21 protein-coding genes are annotated in these 19650 nt (G+C 50.9%); 17 read left to right on the forward strand and 4 right to left on the reverse strand.

All coding sequences use genetic code 11. The annotated features are described in order from the left end of the window. Positions 1–524 precede the first annotated feature (524 nt). The 17 genes from Q8O92_10770 (at position 525) to Q8O92_10850 (ending at position 15858) form a co-directional block, all read left to right on the forward strand. Positions 525–1745 carry a radical SAM protein gene (locus Q8O92_10770; GenBank protein MDP2983797.1) on the forward strand — a complete coding sequence of 407 codons (1221 nt, stop codon included), beginning with the start codon at positions 525–527 and terminating at the stop codon, positions 1743–1745. 286 nt (positions 1746–2031) lie between these two features. Then, on the forward strand, positions 2032–2925 hold the full coding sequence (locus Q8O92_10775) for a phosphoribosylaminoimidazolesuccinocarboxamide synthase (GenBank protein MDP2983798.1): 894 nt from the start codon (positions 2032–2034) through the stop codon (positions 2923–2925). Between the two features lie 190 nt (positions 2926–3115). After that, positions 3116–4741 carry a bifunctional phosphoribosylaminoimidazolecarboxamide formyltransferase/IMP cyclohydrolase gene (gene purH, locus Q8O92_10780; protein MDP2983799.1) on the forward strand — a complete coding sequence of 542 codons (1626 nt, stop codon included), beginning with the start codon at positions 3116–3118 and terminating at the stop codon, positions 4739–4741. A 27-nt stretch (positions 4742–4768) separates the two neighbouring features. Next, a complete protein-coding gene (locus Q8O92_10785; GenBank protein MDP2983800.1) occupies positions 4769–5788 on the forward strand; it encodes a rod shape-determining protein in 1020 nt (339 codons plus the stop codon). A gap of 45 nt (positions 5789–5833) precedes the next feature. Further along, positions 5834–6640 carry a rod shape-determining protein MreC gene (gene mreC / locus Q8O92_10790; GenBank protein MDP2983801.1) on the forward strand — a complete coding sequence of 269 codons (807 nt, stop codon included), beginning with the start codon at positions 5834–5836 and terminating at the stop codon, positions 6638–6640. A gap of 20 nt (positions 6641–6660) precedes the next feature. Beyond that, positions 6661–7179 carry a rod shape-determining protein MreD gene (gene mreD, locus Q8O92_10795; GenBank protein MDP2983802.1) on the forward strand — a complete coding sequence of 173 codons (519 nt, stop codon included), beginning with the start codon at positions 6661–6663 and terminating at the stop codon, positions 7177–7179. Further along, positions 7148–8923: a penicillin-binding protein 2 gene (gene mrdA, locus Q8O92_10800; protein MDP2983803.1), complete on the forward strand. Its 1776-nt coding sequence runs from the start codon at positions 7148–7150 to the stop codon at positions 8921–8923. Before mreD ends, mrdA begins: the two co-directional genes overlap by 32 nt. After that, positions 8920–10158 (forward strand): rod shape-determining protein RodA, encoded by a 1239-nt coding sequence (gene rodA / locus Q8O92_10805; protein MDP2983804.1) that lies wholly within the window; start codon positions 8920–8922, stop codon positions 10156–10158. The genes mrdA and rodA overlap by 4 nt, the downstream gene beginning before the upstream one ends. A gap of 10 nt (positions 10159–10168) precedes the next feature. Then, entirely contained in the window at positions 10169–11014 is an 846-nt protein-coding gene (lgt, locus tag Q8O92_10810) for a prolipoprotein diacylglyceryl transferase (protein ID MDP2983805.1), read from the forward strand. Positions 11015–11027: 13 nt separating this feature from the next. Beyond that, a complete protein-coding gene (locus Q8O92_10815; protein MDP2983806.1) occupies positions 11028–11150 on the forward strand; it encodes a hypothetical protein in 123 nt (40 codons plus the stop codon). Positions 11151–11804: 654 nt separating this feature from the next. Beyond that, positions 11805–12008: a hypothetical protein gene (locus Q8O92_10820; GenBank protein ID MDP2983807.1), complete on the forward strand. Its 204-nt coding sequence runs from the start codon at positions 11805–11807 to the stop codon at positions 12006–12008. A gap of 50 nt (positions 12009–12058) precedes the next feature. Then, complete coding sequence (locus tag Q8O92_10825; protein MDP2983808.1) at positions 12059–12298, forward strand: CopG family transcriptional regulator; 240 nt, start codon at positions 12059–12061, stop codon at positions 12296–12298. Between the two features lie 48 nt (positions 12299–12346). Continuing rightward, positions 12347–12535: a hypothetical protein gene (locus tag Q8O92_10830; protein ID MDP2983809.1), complete on the forward strand. Its 189-nt coding sequence runs from the start codon at positions 12347–12349 to the stop codon at positions 12533–12535. Next, positions 12520–12810 carry a type II toxin-antitoxin system RelE/ParE family toxin gene (locus tag Q8O92_10835; protein MDP2983810.1) on the forward strand — a complete coding sequence of 97 codons (291 nt, stop codon included), beginning with the start codon at positions 12520–12522 and terminating at the stop codon, positions 12808–12810. Before Q8O92_10830 ends, Q8O92_10835 begins: the two co-directional genes overlap by 16 nt. A 103-nt stretch (positions 12811–12913) precedes the next feature. Then, positions 12914–14365 carry a UDP-N-acetylmuramoyl-L-alanine--D-glutamate ligase gene (gene murD / locus Q8O92_10840; protein ID MDP2983811.1) on the forward strand — a complete coding sequence of 484 codons (1452 nt, stop codon included), beginning with the start codon at positions 12914–12916 and terminating at the stop codon, positions 14363–14365. Positions 14366–14625: 260 nt separating this feature from the next. Then, on the forward strand, positions 14626–15294 hold the full coding sequence (locus tag Q8O92_10845) for a CYTH domain-containing protein (GenBank protein MDP2983812.1): 669 nt from the start codon (positions 14626–14628) through the stop codon (positions 15292–15294). A 111-nt stretch (positions 15295–15405) separates the two neighbouring features. Continuing rightward, on the forward strand, positions 15406–15858 hold the full coding sequence (locus Q8O92_10850) for a cytochrome c family protein (GenBank protein ID MDP2983813.1): 453 nt from the start codon (positions 15406–15408) through the stop codon (positions 15856–15858). Positions 15859–15908: 50 nt separating this feature from the next. Here the strand turns inward: Q8O92_10850 and Q8O92_10855 are convergent, their stop codons facing one another. The 4 genes from Q8O92_10855 to Q8O92_10870 form a co-directional block, all read right to left on the reverse strand. Continuing rightward, entirely contained in the window at positions 15909–16799 is an 891-nt protein-coding gene (locus tag Q8O92_10855; protein ID MDP2983814.1) for a UbiA family prenyltransferase, read from the reverse strand. Further along, positions 16793–18478 (reverse strand): helicase-associated domain-containing protein, encoded by a 1686-nt coding sequence (locus Q8O92_10860; GenBank protein ID MDP2983815.1) that lies wholly within the window; start codon positions 18476–18478, stop codon positions 16793–16795. The genes Q8O92_10855 and Q8O92_10860 overlap by 7 nt, the downstream gene beginning before the upstream one ends. Positions 18479–18562: 84 nt before the next feature. Next, the gene (locus Q8O92_10865) at positions 18563–18721 is read right to left on the reverse strand and encodes a hypothetical protein (GenBank protein MDP2983816.1); all 159 of its coding nucleotides are present in this window, start codon (positions 18719–18721) and stop codon (positions 18563–18565) included. Between the two features lie 247 nt (positions 18722–18968). Continuing rightward, positions 18969–19650 (reverse strand): hypothetical protein (locus Q8O92_10870; protein MDP2983817.1); only part of this gene is annotated, 682 nt, incomplete at its 5' end.

Consider the following 19650-nt stretch of genomic DNA (forward strand, 5'->3'; position numbering starts at 1 on the left):
AGGTTCCATTGTTATCTTTTTAACCGTCCTGTTCTCTGTTCGCCTTTAACAGACCTTTTGATGCATTCAAGTTGAATAAAAGTTTTTTACTTTTGTCGCCCTCGTCTTATTAAGGGGGGATGCCGAAGGCAGGGGGGATCTTTAAAGACACAGGAGCACTCATTTCTCATATTTACTGTAAATTGCTGACTTAACGACATAACCGAATAATATTTTTATCGATCCTGAAACGAGTTCAGGATGACCCTGTCATGCCGGACTTGTTGCCGCTTTGCGGGAACGATGCAAGCGCAGCGCATCTTTTAGCAACCGTTTCGGCATCTATCTCAAAATTCCAGTTAAAAAAACCATAGCGAACTTTCGCCTGTGAAGCAAGCAGATTCATCCAGGCTCAATGTGAAACCGTTCCCGGCTTTCAAACGTTTTGTTTGGAGATACCTTAAAAAAACAGTATTTTAAACTAACATTCTCTTCCCTGCCGGCAAACACCGGTTTTTTCCCCATTTGAATACAAGAGGATAAGCATGAGCCGGAGCATCGGCGCTCAGATACAATCGTTGAAATCGGACAAATCCGTCATGTGCATAAGGCCGTGGACCAGCCTGGAGGAGCGTTCGCTGGTCGGGGACTACCAGGTCTGCTGCTGGATCAATTCCATCCTGGGTATTGTGAAGAAGAATTCCGATACCGATATCATGCCCCTGTGGAACAATGATACCATACGCCAGATCCGGCGGTCTTTTGCCGACGGCACATTCCGGGCGTTCTGTCCCGATGACTGCCCCATGCTGATACGGAAACGGGAATTCGAGCCGGATTTTGTAGATATCTATTCGTATGACCCGTGGGAATACGACCGGTTCAGCGAGGCATTCCGCTCAAACTGTGAAAAGGTGATCGCCTCTGCCGCCGAAAAGAGACTCGTATCGGATGCATTCCCGCTCCGGCTGAAAATCCATCCCAGCAACATCTGCAACCTGGACTGCCGTATGTGTAATCTGGACAAGGGGCTGAAGGAGGAGGTCGGCGAAGGGTATTACCGGAATATCTACCGGCTGATGCCTTTCCTGGAGGAGATTGTCATTTTCGGAGGGGAGCCGTTCGCCTGCAAAGTATCGAGGGATTTGATTTTCGGCGAGGAGATACGGAAACACCCCCAGATCCACCTTTCAACCATCACCAACGGGTCGCTCCTGGATGACAAGGTGATGGAAAAGCTGGAAGATTTAAGGCTGGGATGGTTTTCTTTCTCGCTGGATTCATGCAGTGAAAAGACCTATCCCGGGATAAGGGTGAACGCAAAGTATGAAAAAACTTTCAGAAATCTTAAAAGGTTTGTTGAAAAAAGAGACAGGGGCGAAATCCGTATTCGGGATATCCTCGCCAACTTCGCCATCCAAGCCACGAATTACCGTGAGATCGGCGAATTCATCGAATACACGCATTCTCTCGGCATACGGGCCAACTTCACCATGGTCACCGGGACATTTGAGCTGCTCGACCGTATCGATGAGGTCGAGGCCTGCCTCCGTGCGGGGGCGGCGAAAGCCGAGGCGCTGGGTGAGAAACTTACTGCCGTTGAACTGGTATATCTTTTAAAAAAACTGCCGGATTATGCGGAGAAGCTGCGAAAGCAGCGAATGTATTTCAAGCTGTTCAAGATTGTCGACCGTGAAAAGGTGGTAAGTTTTTTCCAGAAGCATAACCGGTTGAAAAAAACACTGAGAAAAATCATCGGGATATGAGGCAAAAAAATAATACGGTTGAAACGATACCCGATATTGCTTTTATCCCTCCGAAATACTATTATAAAAAAGCTTATTGGCAGGAATCGGTTACATTGAACAGATAAAGTTATCCGATTATGTTATTTGATAAGTATTTTTGAAAATATTGCCTGTTAATGCAATTTAGATCCTGAAACGAGTTCAGGATGACACGTGTCATGCCGAACTTGTTTCGGCATCTATCACTAATCACTAACCTTATCTAATAGCATTACAGGATAAAGTCTTTCTTTCGGAGGATTCCTTGGATAACGCTCTAACTTCCACAAACCTGCCGGGAGTTCCCCTCTATGCGCGCGGAAAGGTCCGCGATGTTTACGATCTGGGAGACAGGCTCCTCATCATAGCCACCGACCGTATCAGCGCATTCGACTGCATCATGCCGAACGGCATACCCGGCAAAGGGGAAATCCTTACCGAAATGTCCCTTTTCTGGTTTGACCTGGTGAGCGGCATCGTTCCCAATCACCTGGTCGCTTCACGTGTCGAAGAATACCCTGAATTCCTCCGCTCATACCGTGACCTTCTCGACGGCCGCTCCATGATCGTACGGAAGGCTGAACGCATCGATGTGGAATGCATCGTTCGCGGCTACCTTTCCGGAAGCGGCTGGAAGGAATACCGTCAAACCGGAGCTATTTGCGGTATAAAGCTCCCTTCCGGCCTGATGGAGTCACAGAAGCTTCCCGAAAATATTTTCACCCCTTCGACCAAGGCGGACTCCGGTCATGACCTGAATGTCGGTTTCGCGGTGGTGGAGGAAATGACAGGCCGAAAACTCGCTGCGGAAATACGCGATCTCTCGCTTGCCGTGTATGAGAAGGCGCGGGTTTATGCGGAAACCAGAAATATCATAATCGCGGACACCAAGTTCGAATTCGGCCGGGTGAACGGGAAAACCATTCTGATCGATGAAATCCTCTCTCCGGATTCCTCACGGTTCTGGCCGCGCGCTTCTTACTGTCCCGGCGGTCCTCAACCCTCGTTCGACAAGCAGTTCGTGCGGGATTACCTGGAAACGCTCGACTGGGATAAAACTCCTCCGGCGCCAGCCCTCCCGGAGGAGATTATCCGAAAGACCCTGGAAAAATACCGTGAAGCAAGAGATCTTCTTTTGGGAAAGAAATCTGAACCATGATTCATCTCGCCTACTTGGGGAAGGCAGCCCCCTAAATCCCCCGAAGGGGGACTTAACATGGTAAATAACATGTAAGTGCTATATAATTAGCAAAAAAATTGTTACTCTTTGTCTTTCAGTCTTTTAAGTCCCCCATTGGGGGATTTAGGGGGCTGTAGTTTTGGGGCTTTAATTTAAAAGGGGATTGGTAGTGGAACAGAAAATCGGGATCGGGAACGCCCTGATCAGCGTGTCCGATAAAACCGGAGTAGTGGAATTCGCCCGTGCGCTTTCCGAAATGGGAGTACGGATCATTTCAACCGGGGGCACTGCACGGTCTCTGAAAGAGGCTGGGGTCGCGGTGACTCCCATCGACCAGGTAACCGGATTTCCAGAGATTCTCGATGGCCGGGTCAAAACCCTGCATCCCAAGGTGCATGGCGGGCTTTTGGCTGTCCGTGATTCTGAAGAGCATCTCCGTCAGCTCCGTGAGAACGGAATCGATTTTATCGACCTGGTGGCAGTGAATCTCTATCCTTTTGAAAAAACGGTCGCCCGGGAGGATGTATCCCTGGAAGAGGCCATAGAGAATATAGATATCGGCGGACCGACCATGCTGCGGAGCGCGGCGAAGAACTGCCGGTATGTCGCAGCAGTCTGCGACCCGGTCGACTATGAACCGGTTATTGCCGAGCTTAAGGCGGAAGGCAGGCTCTCCGACCGAACCCGGCAGTACCTGGCCGCCAAGGTGTTCCGTCACACCGCCGATTACGATGCGGCGATAGACACATTTCTTTCGCAGCATTTCCTGGGGGAAAATGTTCTCCGTCTCAAATATACCAAAGGAGTTGAACTCCGCTACGGCGAGAACTGGCACCAGAAGGCAAAATTCTTCCTCGACGAGTCTCTTCCGTATCCAAACCTGGGAACAGCGGAGCAGATCTGGGGAAAACAGCTCTCATACAACAATTATATTGATCTGACCGCGGCAATCATGGCGGTCAAGGATTTTTCACCACTGCCAGCGGTTTCGGTGATCAAACACACCAATCCCTGCGGACTGGCCACCGGACGGACGATAGGCGCAGCGCTGAAAGCCGCCTGGGACGGCGACCGGATCAGCGCTTTCGGCTCGGTGATCGCCTGCACCGGAGTGTTCGATGGCGAAGCGGCCGAGTTTTTGAAGGGCAGGATGGTGGAGAGCATCATCGCCCCCGATTTCACCGAAGAAGCCCGTGAAGCGCTGGGCAGGAAGAAGAATATCATGCTCCTGAAACTGGATATCCCGGCCATCGGCAGTCCCGAAACTCCGGTGTACCGCCAGGTTCTGGGTGGAATGCTCCGTCAGAATCCCGACCGGGAGCTTTTTGCAAGGTGGGAGTCAGTTACGGTGAAAGCATTCCCCGACTCCATGGGGAAGCTCGCCGAATTCTCCATGATTGCCTGCAAGAACACCAAGTCCAATGCCATAGTCCTCTGCGAGGAGTATGAGCCGGGATACTGCCATGTTCTCGGAATGGGAGCGGGGCAGCCGAACCGTGTGGACAGCTTGAGAAAACTTGCGGCTGCCAAGGCGAGAGAGAATCTGGAACATGCCTATGATGAAACAAAACCGGGAGGCGATCGCGAGGAATGGATTCGCTCTGGAATGGCCTCGGCTGTTCTGGCCTCCGATGCGTTTTTCCCGTTTGACGATACAGTCCGTGAGGCGGCCGCGATTGGGATACGGTTTATCGTGCAGCCGGGCGGATCGTCGAAGGATGACGAGGTAATCGCCGCCGCCGACGAGCTTGGCGTGTCCATGGTTTTTACCGGGATGCGGCATTTTTTGCATTAACATGATTTTGGTTATGGAGAATGAATTATGGGTTTCATGAGCGGTTTCATGTCCAGCGATATCGGAATAGATCTCGGTACTGCCAATATATTGATCTATGTTCGGGGCGAGGGAATAGTGGTAAACGAGCCGTCCATCGTATCGGTGGAAACCAAGTCGAGGAAAGTGCTGGCGGTCGGCCACCAGGCGAAGGAGATGGTGGGAAGGACTCCCGGTGATATTGCCACCGTGCGCCCGCTCCGTGAAGGTGTAATCGCCGATTTCGAGATCACCGAGGAGATGCTCCGGATTTTTCTCAAACGGGTGATTAAAAGCCGCCTCCTTGTACGGCCGAGGATTGTGATCGGCGTCCCCTCCGGGATTACCGAAGTGGAGAAACGGGCGGTCCGGCTTTCCGCGGAACGTGTCAATGCCCGTGAGGTGTACCTGGTCACCGAACCGATGGCCGGCGCAATCGGGGTTGGGATCAATGTGCACGAGCCGATGGGAACCATGATCATCGATGTGGGCGGCGGAACCTCGGAAATCGCGGTTATCGCCCTCTCCGGCATTGTGAACGGCGCGACATCCATCCGCATCGGAGGGGACAAGCTCGATGAAGCCATTGTCCAGTACCTGAAAAAGAACTACAACCTCCTTGTCGGAGAGCGCACCGCCGAACAGATAAAAAAAGAAATCGGCAGCGCCTGCAAACTCGATCAGGAATTGGAAACCCAGGTACGCGGCCGCGACCTTGTGGCGGCCATCCCCAGAACCATCACCATCAGCTCTGTCGAGATCAGGGAAGCCATCGCCGATTCCCTGAATCAGATCACCGATGCTGTTATGCTGTCTCTGGAAAGAACTCCTCCCGAGGTGGCGGCTGATATTCTCGACCGGGGTATCATTCTCACCGGCGGCGGCGCCCTCCTCCGCGGATTCGACAAGCATCTCCGTGAAGAAACAAGCCTTCCGGTCCATATAGCGGAAGACCCCCTAACCTGCGTAGTACGGGGTACCGGCATTATTCTTGATAATATAGCAGCATACAGAAAGGTTCTGTATTGATCCATGAGGCGGATTCTCCAGTTTATCACGGAGCACAGAAGGCCCGTGGCGCTGTTTGTAACCATCTTCCTGTCTGTCTCTATGATGCTCATGGGCGAGAGCATCAAGACCCACTTTGCCCGAACGGTCACAACTGCCATCCTGAATACGGGACGGTTCACCTTTTCCTGGGGAATCTACATGCTCGACCTCTGGCGGGATAACCGCCGCCTGAGGCTTCAGAATCTCGATCTGTCCGACCAGGTCAACCGGAATATCCTGGCGGTCAAGGAAAACGAACGTCTCCGCAAGCTCCTGGAACTGAAGGAAAAGAATTCCTATTCCGTCATCGCCGCCACTGTAGTCGGCCGTGATATGGACCGTGTGGTCAACTCATTGATCCTTAATGCCGGTCAAAAAGACGGTGTTAAGAAAAATATGGCCTGTGTCACCGCCGATGGCCTGGTGGGGCGGATTTACGAGGTATATTCCACCTCGTCCAGCGTGCTGATCATCGCCGATGTCAAATCCAGAATCTCCGCGATGGTGGAAAACGAGGAGTCGTTCGGCATCATCAGCTGGGACGGCGGTAGGTATCTCAAGATGTACGGCCTTCCTCTCATCAACGATGTGAAACCGGGACAGAAGGTGTATACCACCGGCGACGGCGGGGTTTTCCCGCGCGGAATTCTCATCGGTACTGTAGGCAGGCTCCCCATCAGGGAGGTGGAGATTTACGCGAGCATCAATGTCGAGCCGGCTGTTGATTTTTCACGGATTCATGAACTTTTCATTCTCAAAGGGTCGGAGCATGCCGATATATGGAATGACGGCGGTCAGGGAGGCTCCTTCTTAAGGCCCACTCTTCAGTAGCGGCGGATATGGACAAAGAGGTGAATATTAACACCGTCAGAAACATACTCCTCATCATTGTTGCGCTTCTGGTTCAATCAACCCTGTTCGGCCGCATGGATATTTTCGGCGCCAGACCGGACCTGGCCCTGCTGGTCCTTATTTTTATTGCCGGCAGTGCGGAGCCTGCGGAAAGTATACTCTATGGATTTTTTATCGGGTTCATTCAGGATGTATACACTCCTGAGTTTTTGGGATTCAACTCTTTCATCATGTCTCTCATGGGTTTTGCCCTCGGCATAGTGAAAGAAACCCTGACAGTGGAGAATTATTCGGTCAAAACCCTGTTGACTCTGGCAGCCTGTATGGTTCATGACCTGTTGTATCTCTCGCTTTATACCTCGTTCGATTTTTCTTTGCTCTTGAAATTGTTTGTAAAAAACAGCCTGCCCGGCGCGCTGTATACTTCTATACTCGCATTTCTGTTTGTCGCCGCTTACGGATGGGTTGTCAGTGGAGGTTTGAAAATTGTTCGGGAACTCACCACAGGCCGAAGATAGGATCGGCCAGAGAAGGCTTCTGCCTCTTTTGGCGCTGTGTTTCGGAATGATGTTTGTACTGGTCCTCCGGCTGTTCCAGCTGCAGGTTCTCCACGGGAGCGATTTCAGTATCATGTCCGATCTTACCCGGCTGAACCGTGTGGTGGTCGAGGCGCCGCGCGGCTCCATCCTGGATCGGAACGGTTTGGTTTTTGCCGAAAACGGTTTGAGCTATTCCATTACCATGGATCCCATGGAAGGCAAAAAGGTCGAAAAAAGCATCCCTCTCCTGGCTTCATTTTGCGGTTTTCCGCCGGATGAACTCATCCAGAAAGTAAAGGATACCCGCCGTAAAAAGATACATACTCCGGTGAAGCTGTTTAAGGACGCCAATTTCAAGCTGCTTTCGATCGTGGAGGAACACAAGAGTGAATTGCCCGGCCTGGATAGTGAAATCGATCAGCGTCGGAGCTATCCCAACGGTCTTCTTGCCAGTCACGTGATCGGGTATATGGGGGAACTGAACCAGAATGAATTCAACGAACTGGGAAGCAAGGGATACTATTATGGCCAGTCGATAGGCAGGGACGGCCTTGAGCAGCGCTATGAAAGCATGCTCAAGGGAAAGAACGGCACCAAATTCCAGGAAAAGAATTACCTTAACCGGATTCTGAAAGATTCCAAGGAAATCAAACCGGATCCACCCGAAGCCGGGAAGAGCATCTGGCTCACCATCGATATGCGTTTGCAGATGGCGGCGGAACAGGCCTTCGGAGACACTGTACTGGGGGCTTTGGTTGCCATCGATCCAAGGAATGGTGAAATCCTTGCCATGCTCTCACTGCCGAATTACGACCCCAACGAATTCACTCATGTTATGACCGCGGGAAGGGTTGACTCCCTGTTCAATGATCCCCGCAAACCTCTTTTCAACCGTGCGATACAGGCTACCTATCCGCCTGGCTCCACATTCAAACCTCTGACCGCGCTTGCCGGTCTGGAAAGCGGGTTCGGTGAGCAGACCAGGTTTTCCGCCTGCCACGGTTCCTATTCGTTCGGAGGGCGGCCGTTCAAATGCTGGAAAGCCGGAGGGCACGGTTCTCTCAACATGTCGGACGCGATAACCAATTCCTGCAATGTGTATTTTTACCAACTGGGATACAAAGTCGGAATCGAGCACTGGCAAACCATGGCTAAAATTCTGGGGATCGGAGAGATAACGGGGGTCGATCTGGAAGGGGAAGCAAAGGGGCGGCTTCCCACTCTGGATTATTATAAAGAAACAAGAAAGTATTATTCGCCTGGGATCATGCTGAATCTGGCCATCGGACAGGGGGAAAATGATGTGACGCTCCTGCAGCTTGTCCGCTATGTGGGAATAATCGCAACCGCGGGGGTCAAAACGACTCCTCACCTGATTCTGGGACAAGGGGCCAAGCCGGAAAGAGTTATCGGAATCTCGCCGGAATCGTTCGATGTAGTAAGAAGAGGAATGCTCGGAGTGGTAGAGCAAGGCACCGCACGGTCCATGCAGATTACCGGGCATCTCATTGCAGGTAAAACCGGCACTGCGCAGAATCCGCACGGCGCCGATCATAAGATTTTTGTCGGATTCGCACCCTATGATAATCCCACCATTGCAGTGGCCTGCGTGGCTGAAAATGCCGGGGATATGGTTCCTTCCCGGGCAGTGATAATTGTGAAGAGAATGCTTGATGAGTATTTCAACCATGCCATGGAAATTTCGGCGGCTGCCAACCAATGAGCAAGATACTGGACAGAAGCCTGGACCGTGGACTGGCGATCGCAGTCCTTCTTATCCTCCTCATCGGTGTGGTCATGATCCACAGCGCAAGCCGTGGGGAGAATGTCGAATCCTCGCTTATATGGATAAAGCAGATCGCCTGGGCGCTGATCTCCATCGGAATCATGGCGGTCATCATTCACATTCCGGTTAAATACATCTATGCTTTCGCCTATATCTTCTACGTTCTCATGTTTTTCTGCCTGATTCTGGTGGATTTGTTCGGCTCCTCCGCAGGAGGTTCCGAGCGCTGGCTTAAGTTCGGGCCGCTCCGGTTCCAGCCCTCCGAATTCATGAAAGTGGCGGTCATATTGGCCCTGGCGCGTTACATGTCTTTCAAGAAAAACAAGCCGACCACCTATGTCAAATGCCTTATCCCGGCCCTTTTGATTCTCTTTCCCATGGGGATGGTGCTCCTGCAGCCGGACCTGGGAACATCCATGGTTTTCTGCGCCCTGATTTTCCCCATGCTCTACTGGGCCGGTCTGGACAGTCTTCGTCTTTTCTTTCTGCTTGCGCCGATACTCTCCGCGATCTTTGCAGCTCCATTCATCCCCTGGTTTAACTGGGTGACCTGGGTCATATTCATGTTCTTTCTCCTTGGGGTGCTCTACTATACACGCCAGACTCTTACCGGCATGGGGCTGGTCATCAGCGCCAACATCCTCGCCGGGATTGCAACTCCCATTGCCTTTAATTGTTTAAAGCCTTACCAGCAGGAGCGGATAACCACATTCATCAAACCCGAAGCCGATCCCCTGGGCGCCGGTTACCAGATTATCCACTCCAAGGTGGCGATCGGGTCCGGCGGAATCATCGGAAAGGGCATCGGAAACGGGAAATATACTGAACTCGGGTTTCTTCCGCGGTCTCATACCGATTTCATTTTTGCAGTGATCGGTGAAGAACTGGGATTTATCGGCGCAGTGATTATCATCGGCATTATTTCTTACATCGCCTACCGGGGGATCAGGATTGCCTCATCTATCAGGAATCCCTTTATGTCGCTCGCCGCGATCGGGATATCCACCGTGTTCATATTCCATGTATATGTGAATGTCGGTATGGCTATCGGAATCATGCCGGTCACCGGAATCCCGCTTCCGTTCCTGTCCTATGGGGGCTCATCGTGCCTGTCCAACGCTGTCATGGTCGGGCTTCTTTTGAATTTCAGTGTGAACCGTCACGAATTTTAAAGGATATTCCATGCATCCAATCATTTTTTCCATCGGTCCCTTCGCTGTCAGGGGTTACGGGCTTATGCTCGCCATAGGCTTTTTCGCCGGAATCCTGTTTGCCGCCTGGCGGGCAAAGAAAATGGGAGAGAATCCCGACCATGTTTTTAACCTTTCGGTATGGCTGGTGATCTCTTCACTCCTTGGCGCGCGAATCTACTATATAATTACCCATTTCAGCGAGTTCAGAGCCGGCGAATCCTATCCCCTGTTCGAGCGTCTTTTGATAGAATTCAAAAGAATGTTCTGGCCGGTCGGTTCCGACGGCCAGGTTGGCATCAGCGGGCTCATTTTCCTGGGGGGGCTGATTCTCGCCACCATAACGGCAGTACTATATCTCCGTTCCTATAACCTGAATCTGCTCAAGTATCTGGATATCATGGGTCCTTCCATCGCGCTTGGAGAATCCTTTACCAGAATAGGATGTTTTCTGAACGGATGCTGTTTCGGCCATCCGACCCATTCGCCGTTCGGGATTATTTTTCCTGATTCAAGTGCGGCCGGAGCATATTTCCCCGGCGCTCCCATTCACCCCACCCAGCTTTATAATTCCCTGGCTGGGCTTGTTATTTTCGGTCTCCTTCTATGGCTGGAGCGGTTTAAAAAATTTGACGGGTTCACAGCCCTCATGTATTTCATGCTTTATTCGGCTGGAAGATTTACGATCGATTTCTTCCGGTACTACGAGGAGAGCATGCAGGTGCTCGGTCTTTCACAGAATCAGATTTTGAGCCTCATAATTTTTGTTGTGAGCGCAGTTTTTCTAGTATATTTTTACCGAAAAGCCGTTTCCGAAAAGAGAACTTTTTCCGTCTGAAAAGGAAGAGACAATGCCTCTGATTAAGCTGGATTCTGCACAGCATGATCCTTCCCGGGAAAAGGTTCCGGAACTGTCCCCTTCAGCTCTCGATATTCTCGGTTTTTCCGAATCCGACCCCATGATATGCTCCTAATTATCATGAAAACGAAATATGAACCGATCATCCTCTGAACCGGCTTCATCCTGCTTTTTTCATAGACGGAAACAAAATTAGAGAACATTTCGAAAAACGCCGAAACACTGTAAAGCTTGAGGTTGGGTGCGTAGCAAGAGGAGACTGCCTGCAGGAAATACAATCTTGACAGGATGCCGGAGAGTGATATTATGAGAGGAGAAACTGACATGGGCATGTTCAAAAAAAAGGTAAAGGTTTCCAACAGCAAGTATCCAGATCGTTTTATTGAAGAGGAATTCTGGGTGGATACAGGGGCGCTGTATTCCTTCATCCCTGAGGATTACCTGGAAAGGATAGGGGTTGAACCATCCGCGAAACGTAATCTGATTCTTGCCGACGGACGGCAGGATACAAGGCTGCTCGGCTTTTGTGACTTTCAGATCGATGGATTGGAAGGCTCTTTTCCCTGCCCTGTTATTTTTGCGCCGAAGGGTTCATTGTTCCTGCTTGTAGCGACAACATTGGAGATTTTTGGGGTCGATGTCGATCCCATCCAGAAGAAATTGAAACCCATCTTGGCTATTATCGGCGGTTTTTTTGGCCTCGCAATGAAAATTGTACCGTCATCTGGAACGCCACGCATCGTTGGAATGAAACCGCATGAGGTGAATCATGACGAAATTGCTGGAAAAGGCATTCAAAAAGGCCTCAGACCTTCCGGAAATAGAACAAAACGCTTTGGCGAAATGGTTGCTGGAAGAACTCGATGCGGAGAAAAGATGGTACCGGATGTTTGCGGAGTCCGAACACATCCTCGACCGGCTTGGCGATGAAGCGCTTGCGGCTCATGGACGAGGGGAAACAATACCTTTATAGGATTTTTATGATCTATGGTGCAGGATATTGGAGAAAAGGGAGAAATATCTATGAAGAACAGAATAAAATATGCTGATGAACCGCTGGGTGAATTGAGAATCATTAAAGATTTTCTCCCTTCCCCGGATCAGTTGGTCTTACATGAAGAAAACGTGAAGATAACAATCTCCCTGAAAAAATCGAGTGTAGAGTTTTTCAAGAAAGAAGCGCAAAAGCATCATACATCATATCAAAAAATGATTAGACAGGTTATTGATATATATACTTCTCATTATCAGAAGAATGCCTGATAATCATGCGGCCACTTATATGTAAAATAGTTAAGGAGGATACTACGAATGAAAACCCCAAAAGAAGAGATTCGCAATCTGCTCGATACTCTTCCCGAGAACGCTTCGCTTGAAGATATACAATACCATATCTATGTTCGTCAAAAGGTCCAGAAGGGTCTCGAAGCGGCAGAACGGGGTAAGGTGTTTTCCCGTGAGGAAGCGGAACGGCGGATGGCCAAATGGACAGAGAAGTAGTATGGACGAATCCTGCATGGGATGATGTGGAAGAAATCGCCGATTACATTGCCAGGGATTCTGCATACTATGCGGCTGCGTTTATCGAGGAAATGAAAGAAACAGCCATTTCCCTTTCTGGATTTGCTGAACGAGGTCAGGTCGTTCCGGAATTCAGCGAGGAATCGATACGGGAATTATTGGTAAGATCCTATCGTCTCATCTACAAAATATCAGAGAACCGTGTCAGTATCTTGGCGATTATACACTGTGCACAACGACCATGGAGATACTGATTTAGATCTCCCATACTTCCATCATCCACATTGACATGGACTGATTCTTTGCTGCTGCCAAGGTCGGAATAACCTCCACCTTTTACCTGATTTTAAGGGAACCATGAACCGCGAAACAGATTTTTTTAACAAACGGGTCACTGTCATGGGGCTGGGAAGCTTCGGGGGTGGTGTCGGCGCGGCTTCTTTCCTGGCCGGTCTCGGCGCCAGGGTCACAGTGACCGACCTCAAGGACGAGCGCGAGCTTGCAGGTTCGATTACCGCGCTCAGTGGGCTGGACATTGGGTTTGTCCTGGGCAGGCACGAGATGGCTGATTTCACCGATACCGACCTGGTGGTGGTCAGTCCGGCGGTTCCGCGCAATTCAGAGTACGTGCTGGCAGCCCGTGAGGCCGGGATTCCCCTCCGTACGGAAATCGGTCTTTTCGTGGAACGCTGTCCGGCCCCGATATGCGGCGTCACCGGATCGAACGGCAAGACCACCACGGTTTCCATGCTCGAATCCATTCTTCGGCATACCAACCGGCCGTTCCGTGTGGGCGGAAACATCGGGCGATCTCTATTGGGAGAATTGCCCGAAATAACTCCGGATGAAATGGTAGTGCTCGAAATTTCCTCTTTTCAGATCGAATGGCTGGATGAAATGGCATGGAGCCCTCATATCGCCGCAATTCTCAACATCATGCCCAACCATCTCGACCGTCACGGCTCCTTTGAGGAATACCGTAACACCAAGGGTAGAATACTTGACCACCAGGGTCCGGGGGACATCGCCGTACTCATCCGCGACGATTCAGGCTCTTCCGGTATGGAACGCCGGGCCAGGGGAAGTATTCTCTGGGCAGGGACTGATTTGCCGGGCGCCGGGGTGACTCTTGAAGAAGGTTGGATAACGAATCGGACGGCCGGGAAAACAAGAAATATTTTTGATTCGGGAAAGCTCCTTATTCCGGGGAGGCATAACATTCTCAATGCACTGGCGGCCTCGGCCTGCGCTCTGGCCATGGGAGTCGAGGCAGAGCATATTGCACAGGGACTGGCGGATTTCCGGGGCGTCCCCCACCGCCTGGAACTGGTGGGCGAGAGAAACGGCGTACGGTTTTTCAACGATTCCAAAGCCACCACCCCGGAGGCGGCTGCAGCCGGGGTAAACGCGTTCGATTCTCCTGTAATTCCGATACTGGGCGGATATGACAAGGGAGTTTCCTTTGATGCTATGGCTCAAGGAATAGCGGGAAAAGTTCAATGGGTTGCTCTTATCGGGGTTACCGCTCATAAGATCGGGAAATCCCTGAAAAAAGCCGGAGTGGATTCGACTGTTTACCGGAACCTTAAAGAAGCTTTTTCCGCTTGTCTCAGCCGGGCACGATCGGGAGATGTAGTGCTCCTCTCTCCGGGATGCGCCTCATATGACATGTTCAATAACTATGAAGGGCGCGGAGAGGCATTCCGGATGCTGGTGAGAAGACATTTGGAAAAGAATACAGAAGACAGAAGACAGAATAAAAGATTTTTTCCGGGTATGGTGTTAAGTAAGCTAAAAATGATATTCTGAAAAGGGTAATCCCCCCTAACCCCCCTTATTAAGGGGGGAAAAAGAAAATTGTGCCTGGTACTATGTAAACATTTATTAGGATTTTACAGAATCCTCTTACTAAATTCCCCCCTTACGAAGGGGGGATGCCGAAGGCAGGGGGGATCTTTAAAGACACAGGAGCACTCAATTTTTCTTATTTACTATATGTTGCTGACTTAACGACATAACCGAAAAGATTTTTTCTTTGGACTTTGGACTTTTTTATTTTCGAGGCGGATATGGCTTTTGAATCCGAGCTGAAATATACGGTCAGAGATAAATCAATATTTTCCCGGATTGCTACTCTCCGGGAAATTGCTGCCTACGCCGCCCGGGACACCGGTATTCACCGTCATCGGGACACCTATTTCGACACGCCCGACCGCTGCCTGCTCCAGGCAAAGGTTGTTTTCCGTCTCCGTGAAGAGAAAAAACATTCTGTTCTCACATTCAAAGCCCCGGGAAGAAAAGGCGGGGACTTTTACCACAGGGTGGAAATAGAAGCTCGAACTGACTCCAAACCGGCAGATATTACACAAGGTCATCTCCCGGATATTCCTCCTGTGCAGGAGATGAGAAAATACATCGGAAATGCATCACTGACCGTTACTCTTTCTGTGACCAACAACCGGCGTATTATCGTGCTTTCCAAGCAAGGGATACCACGGTTCGAGATGGCATTTGACGATGTGACATTCAGCGGTCCGGGAGGAACAGGGCGTGTCCTCGAGTTGGAAGTCGAATCAGTCGCCTGGGAGGATGAAGGATTGAAAGCGGTGGGGGAGTGGCTGACCGGGCGTTTCGATCTTTACCCGGCAGGACCTTCGAAATACATCCTTGGTATGGAACTGGTGGGAGAGGATCCAAAAAACAAGAATACAGAGTACAGAAGTCAGAAGTCAGAATGACCAAACGTGAAAAATTCGACCGCCTGCTCCGTGGTAAGTATGCAAAGCAAATGTAAAAATTTACTGACTAATTTTGAGAAGAGCCGAAAAATATTACAAGGAGCGTTGCCAATGAAGGCAGTATTATTATCGTTAATTTCCTTAATTATCATGGCATTATGTGTTTCCGATACACTTACGCAATCCCTCGCGGAGAAAAGGGCCATATATGCAGGCAACAGCAGTTGTCTCTCTCAATGTCACGACAAACAGGTTAACAGCTTTAAAAATAATAAGCATAACAAAGCATACGACATCATCAAAGACACGGCGCGGTATAAAGCCCTGAAAGAAAAAGGTGAAGAAAAGTCCTGCCTGCCATGTCATACTACCGGTTATGGGCAGCCGGGCGGGTTTAAGGGTGAGGAAACGACGCCCGATCAAGCGAAAGTCGGATGCGAAAGCTGCCACGGCCCCGGAAGCGCTCACATAGCGGTAAAAGCTGATGACAAAGCGGGGAAAAAAGCCTCGATTCGGCGTAAACCTGATTGCGGCATATGCCATCTGATTCATACTCATTCCTGACAGGTATTTGCGGTTCAGATAGTCTTTTACTTCGGGCTTTGGGCTTTATCTCACCACCCCTGGAATCCGGCCAGAACCGCCATCACCCCCACCGGCATGTCCAGTTTTAACAGCGCCGCCAGCCGCCGCAGATTATCTTCCGAAGGGTTTCGCAGCGAAGAAACCATTACATGGATGAGCACCGGCCAGACTCCGAGCGCTATCATGGCCAGGTAGCCGCGCCCGAACCAAAGGTAAACGGCCGGGAGAACCACCACCACCGCCAGGACAGTAAACACCAGCGCCGAAAGGAGCAAAGCGGCTCTTACTCCCCATAGTGTCGCGGCAGTCTTGATTTTGGAGAAAGCGTCGCCCCGCTCATCGGCGGCATCTTTCACCAGCTCTCTCCCAAGGTGAAACAGGAAGGCGAAAATTGCCGGTATAAGGGATTGTAACAGAGAAAATCCGGCAAAGCCCCCGTAGGCAAATGCCAGCCCCCCGAGGAAGGCGACCGCCAGATTGCCTGCCAAGGGAATACGTTTCAGTTTCAGGTCATAGAAGGTGAGGATCGCCGCGGCGGAGAAGGCAATTTTCATACCCGTGCTTCCAAGAGGAATGGCCAAAAGAAGACCGGCGATTGCGAGAAGCGCCGCCAAAATGCATGCTTCCGTTCCGGTGAGCATTCCGGAAGGAAGAGGGCGGTGGGGAGCGTTTATCCGGTCGGTGTCAAGGTCGCGGACATCGTTCAACACATTTCCCGCCGCGAGGATCAGGGAGGCTGAGACAGCCGCGCAGAGCAGCCGCGCCGCCCAGGAATCGAGGCCGGTTTCCAGCGAAGGGAAGAAACCGGACAACCTTTCCAGCGGCTTTTCCCCCAGGAGGCCGCCGGAGAATACAGACAGGGCGCATACCAGGACATTCCCCGGCCGGATGATGCAGAAAAACCCGGAAAGTTTCACCATGATCCGCTTCTCCCGGATTGTTTTTCCTTCGAATGAACTTCTTCGATGCCTTTTTCCGAGGGTGGTGCATCCTCGGGGAAAAAGAAATTCCGATGGATTTCAGGCATGGTGTACCGGGCAAGGATAGTTGATATGCTCTGTGGAGCATAGGGCTCTCCCGATCGCGCCGTATCAGCAACCGACTCTCCATACACCTCCGGCAGGTAGCCCGTGCGCTTGAGAATTGCAGTAAGAATGGATATTCGCTCCGACGACACAACGAGTGCGGTTTCAGAAAGTCTCTCTTTTATATAGGGCGCGATTTCCGGTATATGCAGGACGTTCCGGCAAGTTTCGGGGTCCTGGAAGCGCATGAGCATGACCGGTTCAAAGTAGATGCTTCCGTAGGCTTTGGCCCAGGTTTCCAGGGAAAACTGCACATTTTGCGGGAGCGGCGTCCGAGAATGACGGCGAAAGAATTCTACCACTTCACCGGTACTCATTCCCCGCTCTCTTGCCCTGGCTACCCCGCCCCGGTTCACACTATGGGTAATGATCACATCGCGGTTTTTGCGGCTGCTCAGGAGCTCCAGGATGAACCGCACCCGGAGATTGAGTTCAGGCCCGGCAATGACCTCGAAATTGGGCTGAAGGGTAAATAAATCGGACTCATTCCTTTCAAAGGGCAGCACATCACCCCGTGAAAACCGCTCCCCGGCGAAAGTCAGGATAAACTTACCGTTCCTGAAAATTAACAATCCCAGGGAAGCGAATACACTGAGCATCTGCGTTATCTTTCCCTGAAGGCGGGCGTAGCCTCCTGCCGCCATAGTACCCGTATGGAGCATAGAGGCAAAATCTGAGGGATCGATCTCCGTTCCTGCGGGAATCTCCCCCAGGATGCCGACAAACGGAACGATGGTTGATGAATCGGACAGAATACGGGTGAGTGTGAATGAGGCCGCATCCTGGGTCCTTTCGGTGACTGTCATCTCCAGCCAGCCGCCTAGAAGGGAGGACGCCCGGGCGTAACGATAGTCGAAAACCAGAAGACCTCTTTCCCGGAGATAATCTATTGCCAGTGCATCACGGTTATCCGGGGAAAAGAATTGAGGAGCATCGCCGCCGGTGGTAGAACCGGTGAAAATCCGTTCGAGACAGGTTCGTTTCAACCGTCCCTTCAGGGTAAGAGGCAGCTCCTCACGGTACGCCTCAGCCAGAAAGGCAATGATATCCTCCATGAGTGTTGGAATTGATGAGGGAGGAACAGGTACAGCAGGCTCCGGAGGCGCCAGGAATCCCCCGATTATGGTCTTCCGAATCGTTTCCGAATTGCCGCGCAGACAGAAAAACAGGGGATCTTTATCCCGTATCCCCCCAATGAGGGCATAGCTGACCAGCTTTTTAAGAATCTCTTCCAACTCGCGGCGGCGGGTTCCGGATATTTTCTCCAGTTTTTTTGCCAGCGCGCTCTCGTGTACACCGGCATCATAGGAGAATGCAATGAGTGAAAGCACTCTCCTCTCTTCCTCGGTCAGGGAATTCAATAATCGGATACCCAGTGCGCCGTCCCAGAAAGCCCGGTCAATGGCGTTCATGAGCTTGATCCTGGCCTCGTATTCCACTGTAATTCCCAGCGAACACGCTATGCTTTTCAGAGCCTTCAGTGGTATGTCATGGAGATAATCGCGCAGGTACATGGTTTTATCCGCAGAAAAAATGCATATGAGTGAGCGGGCAATAGCTGTTGCCGAACTCATTGAAATCTACTTTTTTGACAGGATTTACAAGATGGTACGGCAAAAAAGAATTATCAAGCACACAGATAAAAACCGGAACAAGAGCGTATTATGCGCCTCCTCATCGGAAAGGTCGAACAGGTATCCGGTACGATGGTCTTTGGCATAGTGCATGGTCAGAAAATCCTCCTGAATCGGGTGCATGTTCTATGCCTCAATATATGTATTTACTTGCATGTTGTCAAGAGTTATTTCTATATTTAACAATATGTTATACAATAATACTTTTTGCCGGATTATCTTACAAGATTAAAAAAAGAGTATATGGAAAGGAATCCGACTTTAAAGTAAAAACAACCTGAAGTCCAAAGTCCAAGGAAAAAAACTGCGTTGGATTTTGACTATTGTATTCATTCTTCATTATTTCTCTTTATTCTGTCTTCTTCTCTTCTCACTGTTTCCATTCCCCCCGGTCGTACTCGGCAGTTCTAAAAAGGGAGGCCAGCGTACCGCGGCCGTACTCCCAGAGAGTTATCCAGCATGCCAGGGGATGAAACCACCAGGCGCTGTCCGGTTTTTTCAGGTAACCGCGCAGAGACTGCCAGATGAGCGGGACCACGGTGACAGTCGCCAGCACGAACCAGGCGTATCTCCAGGCCGGGATTTTCCCGTAATCGTAACTTCGCCTTTTCCCCTTCGAATGGTGAAAGAAATCTCTTATCCGGCGGGCCTGCTTGCGCCGGAAGGTGGCGATGCTGTCGCAGTAGAGATGGTGGATGTCCGTTTTCATGACCGCGATACGGTTATGACCGGCGGATACCATTTCGTGGAATACATCGATATCGAAATAGTACGGTTTCCAGGATAGCCCCTCAATTGCACTTCTCCTGACCATGAAGCCGTTTGCGCCGAACGACGGCACCGCCCTGGAATCCACTTCCACGATAAGGGTTTGCGGGGTATCGGTCACAGAAAGGAGATTCATTCCGGTGAATCTTCCCGAAAGATAACTGAAACGGTTGTAATTCCCCAGGAAATAGCTCAGCGGATCGTTCATGCCGAGCAGGGCGCAGTATCGATTCACCAGGCTGTCCGAGGGGTCAATCGTCCAGCCGAGAGGTTCCGCGCTGTCA

Source organism: Candidatus Latescibacter sp., assembly GCA_030692375.1.
Taxonomy (GTDB): domain Bacteria; phylum Latescibacterota; class Latescibacteria; order Latescibacterales; family Latescibacteraceae; genus JAUYCD01.